Source organism: Nocardia mexicana NBRC 108244 (genome assembly GCF_001613165.1).
Taxonomy (GTDB): domain Bacteria; phylum Actinomycetota; class Actinomycetes; order Mycobacteriales; family Mycobacteriaceae; genus Nocardia; species Nocardia mexicana.
The window spans coordinates 105419-112209 of the sequence record NZ_BDBV01000036.1; the positions used below are offsets into that span (position 1 = coordinate 105419).

Here is a 6791-nt window from a genome sequence, read left to right on the forward strand (position 1 = left end):
TCTCCTCTTGCTTGCCGGACCCGGACCATCCGGTAGTACTGGCCCGTCCCGTCGTTGTCGGGGCTGCTTGCCACCCTCACCGGCGTCTCCCGGGTCGGGCTGCCCCCAGCTTCGCTATGCTGCTGCGACAGCACAACGGCGCAGGTCTCTCACCTCCGCTCGGTTACACAGCGCCTCGTGGCGCACCAAGTCTCCTTCCCAGTGCCCGGCGACGCGGCGGGCGTTGGCCTCGGCGGGACGCTTGTCGATCAGGACGTCGGGATTGACGAATTTCTTGCCGCGCCCGCGAGTTCGGGCTCGCGGGACTCGCAGTGCCCTCCCGGTCCGCAGGCATGCGGTCGCGTCGCGAGCCAGCCCGCCGCGACCGGCGATATAGAGGGCTTGGTAGATCGCCTCGTGCGAGATCCGCATCGAATCATCGTCCGGGAATTCGGTTTTCAGCTTGTGGGAGATCTGCTCCGGGCTCCAGGACCTGGCCCACCGGCGATCCTTGCGAGGACCGTGGCGGCGGCCGATCCATTCCACCGCCGGACCCGCCACCATGGCCCCGTCTGGCCCGGTGACGGTTCCTGACAGCCGTTGCTGGACATATTCGCGCAGCCGGTCGTTCGCGGCCAGCTTGGCCGGTCGAGGCCGGCACGCGCGCCGCTGTGCATGCCATTGGGCGGTCGAGGCCCGATAGTGCAGGTATCCACTGCGGGTTGCGGCGTTGCGCCGCAGCTCTCGTGAGACCGTCGACGGTGAACGACCGATCCGCCTTGCGATCTCGCGCACGCCGAGACCCTGGGCCCGCAGCAGAGCGATTTCCTCGCGCTCCTGTAGGGATAGGTAGCGTCCCGATAGCGGGTCCATGCTGATCGACGGCATTCCGCCAGCTTCGCGGAACAACCGCGATCCCACCGCCGATGAGAATCCGGCCTGCACCGCCGCATCCTCACTGGGCATCCCTGCCGCGATGTTCCGCCAAAACTGTTGCCGCTGCTCGCGACTCAAACTCGACGGCCGACCAGGCGACCGCATCTTCGGTCGCGTCGCCCGATCAGAGGCCCGCTGCCTCGGTACACCCATCGCAACTCCTCATCCATGAGATGTTGCGACGACCAGTTGAATTCACCGGTCGAGCCACGATCGGAATGGTGGACCAGCAGCCCGTCACCCACATCCCGCACCCACACCGCATACTCGCCCGCCCCGAGCACCAGTTCGGTGTCACAGCGGTCCGAGCATTTCCAGCCCACGATCCGGTTGGAGAACGCATCGCGCACCGCGCGGCCAGCCAGACCACGCCCTCACCGGTCGGAATCCGCGTCGCATCGGCCACCCACAACCGATCCGGGGTGTCTGCGGTGAAGTCGCGGTTGACCAGATCCGGCGCCGGCGCGGCGCGGCGATCCTGCCGAGTCGAGGGAATACGCCACTTCTTCCGCAGGAACGCGCCCTGCAACCCCGCGGCCCGCATCAGCCGTTCCACTCGTTTACGGCCGACCGCGATACCACGGCGGCGCAGCATCGCGTGCACCCGCGGCGATCCGTAGGTGCCGCCGGAACTGGTGTGGATATCGACGATCTCAGCCAGCAACTGTTCATCGGCCAGCCGCCGCGACGGGTTCTTCGCCTGCTGCAACCACCCGTAGAACGTCGACGACGCGATGCCCAGCACCCGCAATACGAGCTCGACCGAGTGCTGCGGGTGATCCTTCACGAACCGCACGATCACCTCCGGGTCTGGCCGAGCTCCGACGCGAAATACGCACTCGCATCACGCAATACAGCATTCACGCGTTCGAGTTCGGCGACCCGCTTGCGCAGCTGCTTGTTTTCCTCGGCCATGTCGGTCGTCAGCCTGTCATGACGTTCACCGGCATCGGCCTGGAGGATCCCATTCCGAAGCGCCTCGTGATGCACCCCCAACTGCGCGGCCAGCTTCCGGACCGTCGGCTTGGGATCCGACTCCCGATACAACCTGACCGCCCGAGCCCTCAACTCATCGGGATATTTCTTCAGTGCTGCCACTGATGAACTCCTTCCGGGCCCAATAGGACCACGTCAGAGCTCTCCGTGAAAGCGGTGGAACCTCAACTCGGCACGCCCCGCGCGACAGCTTGCAGCCGTTGGGCATCACCGGATAGGTGAACGCCACTATAGTTTCCGCGTGCCAGGCGCCGATCTGCCTGGTCTGCGTTCTACGCTTACTGTAGCACTCCGGCATTTCGATGTAGATCTGATGAAGATAGAGGAGCGAAAGCCATGGCGAAGAAGGTCACCGTCGAACTGGTTGACGACTACGACGGCAAATCCAAGGCCGAGGAGACGGTGCGCTTCGGCATCGACGGCGTGGAGTATGAGATCGACCTGTCGGTGAAGAACACGGGGAAACTCCGCGAGGTGTTCGAGCAGTGGACTGGGCCTGCCCGGAAGGTGGGGCGAATCCCCAAGGGCAAGAGCAAGATTGGCGCCCGCACCGCGGCCGACAAGGAGCAGACTGGCGCGATTCGGGACTGGGCCCGAAAGAATGGCTATGACGTATCGAGCCGAGGCCGCATCTCGGCGGATGTGGTTGCGGCGTACAACAAGGCGAGCTGAGGCTCCCGGCGCCGATAACGGGCGGGCGAGCCCGGCGGATCTGGGAGTCGGCTCGCCGCCCATCGCAGCCTTCATCGGTGTTCTAGGTCGGCGCCTACTTATAGATCTTCTTCAGCTCATCCATACCACTCGCAAAGCGCCCAAGCGCCACCAGATACGAGGCGACGAAGTCAAAAGGAGTGCCCGGCGTCAATCAGTGTCCTGATCGGCGGCGTGTAGCGGTTCCTGAAGAAGGCTTCCTTGCCGCGGCCGTAGCCGTTGTAGCCCGCATCGTGAAGGTCCTCAAGCGCTTTCCGGATATCCGGTGAGACGCCTGGTGTTGGCTCGCCCGTATCACGGTTCAGGGCGTTGGTTGCTGCTGCCCAGCCGCTAACCTCCCGAGGACATGCCCCACCACACCAAGGGCTGGTTATCTGCGAGGCGTATCGACTTCTTTAGAAGTTGATGCGTCGGCACGAAGGCGAGGACGGTCCACCTGGCGTTGCCGAGTCCCCCTGGTCAGTGCAAAGTGAGCGAAATTTCAGATTCGACATGGGTCAGCTTCGCAGGGTTGCGGACGTAGTACAGGCCAGTGATGCGACCACCCTCCACTTGGGCCGCCAGCACACCGTCGAGCTCGCCGTCCACGTGGAGCACGAGCGCCGGGTTACCGTTGACCACTGTCGAACCGAAGGTGACCACTACATCGGCCCGAGCAAGACCGCCGAGGATGAAACGGGCCGCCTTGTTCGCGCCGGTGATCGAACGCGGCGGGGCGTACTTGACACCGCCGCCGTCGCTGATGATGACAACGTCCGGAGCGAGCACTTCGAGCAAGCCTTGCAGGTCCAGGGTTTCGAGCGCACGCTGAAACGCCTCCAACGCTGCCCGGATCTCGGCTGGTGACACCTCCTGCCGCGGACGCCGAGCCTCCACGTGTCGACGGGCACGGTGCGCGATCTGGTGCACGGCCGCCGAGGTCTTGCCCAGCACGGCAGCAATCTCGTCGTAGCCGATTCCGAATGCCTCGCGTAGCACAAACACCGCGCGCTCGGTAGGAGACAACGTTTCCAGCACCAACATCAACGCCATCGATACACTCTCGGCAAGTTCGACGTCCTCTGCGATATCCGGGCTTGTGAGCAGTGGTTCAGGCAGCCATTGGCCGATGTAGGACTCCTTCCGCCGCCGCATGACACGCAGCCGGTTGAGCGACTGCCGTGTAGTGATTCGGACCAGGTAAGAACGCTGATCGTGTACGTGTCGAAAATCAACCTTGACCCATCGCAGCCAGGTTTCCTGCAGGACGTCCTCGGCATCGGACGCCGATCCGAGCATCTCGTAGGCAACAGTGAACAACAGGTCCCGGTGTACCATGAAAACCTTGGTCGCTTGGGCGGCAATGTGATCGCTCATCTGTGGACCCGCACTATGTGACTAACACTCCTCGCCAGCGTCCTTTGCGCAATGCATTCCTCCAACGTCGCCTACTCTCGACCGGAATCGACTATCACTACATCGTGGCGCTCAACGACTAGCCGAAGCCTCGCCGTACTCCAGCAGTCGTTGCCGGTGCTTATCATCCGTTCTCCAGGTGTTCGAACCAGGTTTGCGTGCCTCTTTTGTCAGGTGTTTGACAGCTGCATTGCAGGCAAGCTCCTTAATCGTCGCACCGGGGCGACCCCGCAGCGAGAATTTGTTCGCTGTGTCGTCCTTGGCGGCGAATTGGAAGATGCCAGCCCCGCGCCCCAGGCTGATGCACATCCCGTTGAACCGCAGGTGGAGTGAGTCGGGCTGCACACCGGCCATCCGATTGAGTACCGTGTCAGCGGCATGCGCGCCGAGGCAGCCGGCTGCATATGCACTCATCCGGAACGGTTGAGCAGAAGGAGCCGCCGAGTCTCCTGCCGCTATGATCCGCGAGTCATCAACACTGGTCAACGTCTCATCTGTGAGCAGGCGACCCGCCGAGTCTGTGCTCAGCCCACTGCGCGCGGCCAGGTCGGGGATGCCGAAGCCAGCGGTCCAGATGGTCACCGCGCTAGACAACGTGTGGCCCCCACTGAGCTGCACCGTATCGCGGGTGACGGCGGTCACCCGCGACTCACCGCCCTCGAGCACAGTCACCCCCAACTCGGTCAGCCGTTTGGCCACCGAGCGCCGACTATTCACATGCAAGTACGGCCCCAGCACGCCGCCGCACAGTAGGGTCACCCGACGGCCCTGCTCCGCCAGTTCTGCCGCGGTTTCGATCCCGGTGGGACCGGCCCCAACAACCGTGATCGTCGCGGTAGCAGGCGTAGCGTCAACCACCGGCCGCAATCGCTGCGCGCCTTCCAGAGTGTCAATCGGGTATGCGAACTCCGGACCTCCCGGCACACTCGGTACCGCGCTGCCACTGCCGACTGCATAGATCAGATAGTCATAGGCGACCGTCTCGCCCGAAACCAGCTCCACGCTGCTCTTACCCGCATCAATCTGTGCTGCGGTACCGATGACCTGCTGAACACGCTTGCTCAGAACTTCCTCATAGTCGGTGACCGCGTCATGCGTGCCAGCCACCAACTGGTGCAGACGCAGCCTTGCCACAAAGCGCGGGCGTGGGTTGATCAAGGTCACGATCACGTCGTCACGCTTCGTCAGTCGGTTGGCTGCCATGACGCCGGCGAATCCACCGCCGATCACAACTACGTTGTTCCCGGTCATCGGTATCTCCTTCGTTCGAGGGGGTCGGGCATAAGACACCTCGCAGTCGAACGTTCTGACATGATGTGAGACATATCACCCCCAGGCACTGGGACGTGGACACCGAGCCGGATGCATCCATCCCACAAAACGGAGCGAAGTTAACTGTTACGCCCCCTCGCACCGACGCCACGACGCAGTGCGATATAGACACCACTAGACGTGTTAATACTGCAACGACATTCAGGTGAGTGGGTGTCCGCAGCGCCAGTATTGGGAGAGGTGGCCTTGGTATTGGCGGCGGCGCCGCCATCTACCGGCTGCACAGCACCCGGCAATTCTATGCGCCACAGCTTCCTGCTGCTTCGGACTCATCATAGACGCACCCCTATCACTGTCGAAGGTAAATCACATGCGAACCGTAAGCCTATCGGTTCACAAAGAGCGGCTCCAATCTTGCCTTCTAGGTGAGATATCGGACCCAGTCCGTGCATCCCCATGAATTTTCATCTGTGTCGCACACAAAAAAGAAGACCCACTTGTCTCCGTCCGGATTTCGCACCGGAAACTTCTCCCCGGCCTCGTATGTTTCACGCTCCCAATACGGCTCATAATCCGCCTTGAACGAGTAACGGACCTTACATCCTCTCTCTTCGGGATGGACCTTGTTCAGAACAAAAGTATTTACGCCTGAGAGCCATTGAGCTGTACAGGTCCTGGAGAAGGATTCAATCGGTGGCGAATCGGCCGATGCCGATCCGCCCGTCGCAGTCCCGAAGGTCAGAACTGCCATCACCGAAAGAACCACACCAACAGATCGTTTGATAGCACAGTGCACCGCTGCGGCCACGCCAGCCTCCTTACCTTTCGATTCATGGAAAACTAGCCACGGTCCCCATAATGCGGAGGCGCACAATGTGGTCACGCCAACGCATCGGGGCTCCACTTTGAACGTCTTGACGACCGTGGTCGCCACACAGCGTTCCCTGCGGTTGAAAGATTGTCCACTACAAGAACGGTGGATTCATAAATCCTTCAGAAAATAGAAGACCGACAGTGACTCGACCTCAGCGAGATGCGCTACGATGGCGGCGAGTTTCACTCAGCCCACATGCAACTGCTTACGCGCACCACGTGGGTCGCAGCACAGGCAGGGCATTGTCTCGGATTCGACCCGGGCAGCGATGCGAGCATCCTCGACTCGGGCCGCCATTACACCATCGAGTTCACCGTTCACATCGACGGCAGGCGCCGGGCTTTCATTGACCATAGTCGGACGGAGTGGATCATGGCATCGGCCTGAGAAGCCATCCGGGGATGAGTTGGGCCACCCTGTCAGTGTCGGTGATTGAACTGGCGGGCCTCACGACGCGGACTTCGGGCGCCAATGTGACGGCGGGTGCGGTGCGCGTTCTGGTGGACCGCCGGAGATGGACGAGCTCCGTGACTCCTGTCTGGATTCGATGGGCCAGGACGAAAGTATCGACCTCGCCTCAGCCATCGACGACGCACTGGCCCCAATCTCCACGATGCAGCCCGGCAGT

Annotated in this window: 6 protein-coding genes and 1 pseudogene; 1 reads left to right on the top strand and 6 read right to left on the bottom strand. The window is 62.2% G+C overall.

The genetic code is table 11. From position 1 onward, the window contains the following. Positions 1–183: 183 nt before the first annotated feature. From NM1_RS15325 to NM1_RS15335, 3 genes and pseudogenes are all read right to left on the bottom strand, one after another. Positions 184–1068 (bottom strand): annotated as a pseudogene (locus NM1_RS15325) (transposase); the annotation flags it as partial. Beyond that, a complete protein-coding gene (locus NM1_RS15330) occupies positions 1040–1711 on the bottom strand; it encodes an IS3 family transposase (protein WP_169814263.1) in 672 nt (223 codons plus the stop codon). The gene NM1_RS15330 and the pseudogene NM1_RS15325, both read right to left, overlap by 29 nt. Positions 1712–1713: 2 nt before the next feature. Next, entirely contained in the window at positions 1714–2013 is a 300-nt protein-coding gene (locus tag NM1_RS15335) for a transposase (RefSeq protein ID WP_068019987.1), read from the bottom strand. Between the two features lie 234 nt (positions 2014–2247). Between NM1_RS15335 and NM1_RS15340 the strand changes: the two genes are divergently transcribed. Next, complete coding sequence (locus NM1_RS15340) at positions 2248–2583, top strand: histone-like nucleoid-structuring protein Lsr2 (RefSeq protein WP_068019989.1); 336 nt, start codon at positions 2248–2250, stop codon at positions 2581–2583. Positions 2584–3081: 498 nt separating this feature from the next. Here NM1_RS15340 and NM1_RS15345 read toward each other — a convergent pair whose 3' ends face one another. From NM1_RS15345 to NM1_RS42250, 3 genes are all read right to left on the bottom strand, one after another. Then, positions 3082–3978, bottom strand: a complete 897-nt coding sequence (locus tag NM1_RS15345; RefSeq protein WP_068019991.1) for an RNA polymerase sigma-70 factor — start codon at positions 3976–3978, stop codon at positions 3082–3084. Between the two features lie 111 nt (positions 3979–4089). After that, on the bottom strand, positions 4090–5268 hold the full coding sequence (locus tag NM1_RS15350) for an NAD(P)/FAD-dependent oxidoreductase (protein WP_068019993.1): 1179 nt from the start codon (positions 5266–5268) through the stop codon (positions 4090–4092). Between the two features lie 442 nt (positions 5269–5710). Then, entirely contained in the window at positions 5711–6097 is a 387-nt protein-coding gene (locus tag NM1_RS42250; RefSeq protein ID WP_147289094.1) for a hypothetical protein, read from the bottom strand. Positions 6098–6791 lie beyond the last annotated feature (694 nt).

Bases quoted from the DNA above. Each gene is read 5' to 3' on its own strand.
- NM1_RS15350 (WP_068019993.1), bottom strand. From the start codon at position 5,268: ATGACCGGGAACAACGTAGTTGTGATCGGCGGTGGATTCGCCGGCGTC.
- NM1_RS15340 (WP_068019989.1), top strand. From the start codon at position 2,248: ATGGCGAAGAAGGTCACCGTCGAACTGGTTGACGACTACGACGGCAAA.
- NM1_RS15345 (WP_068019991.1), bottom strand. From the start codon at position 3,978: ATGAGCGATCACATTGCCGCCCAAGCGACCAAGGTTTTCATGGTACAC.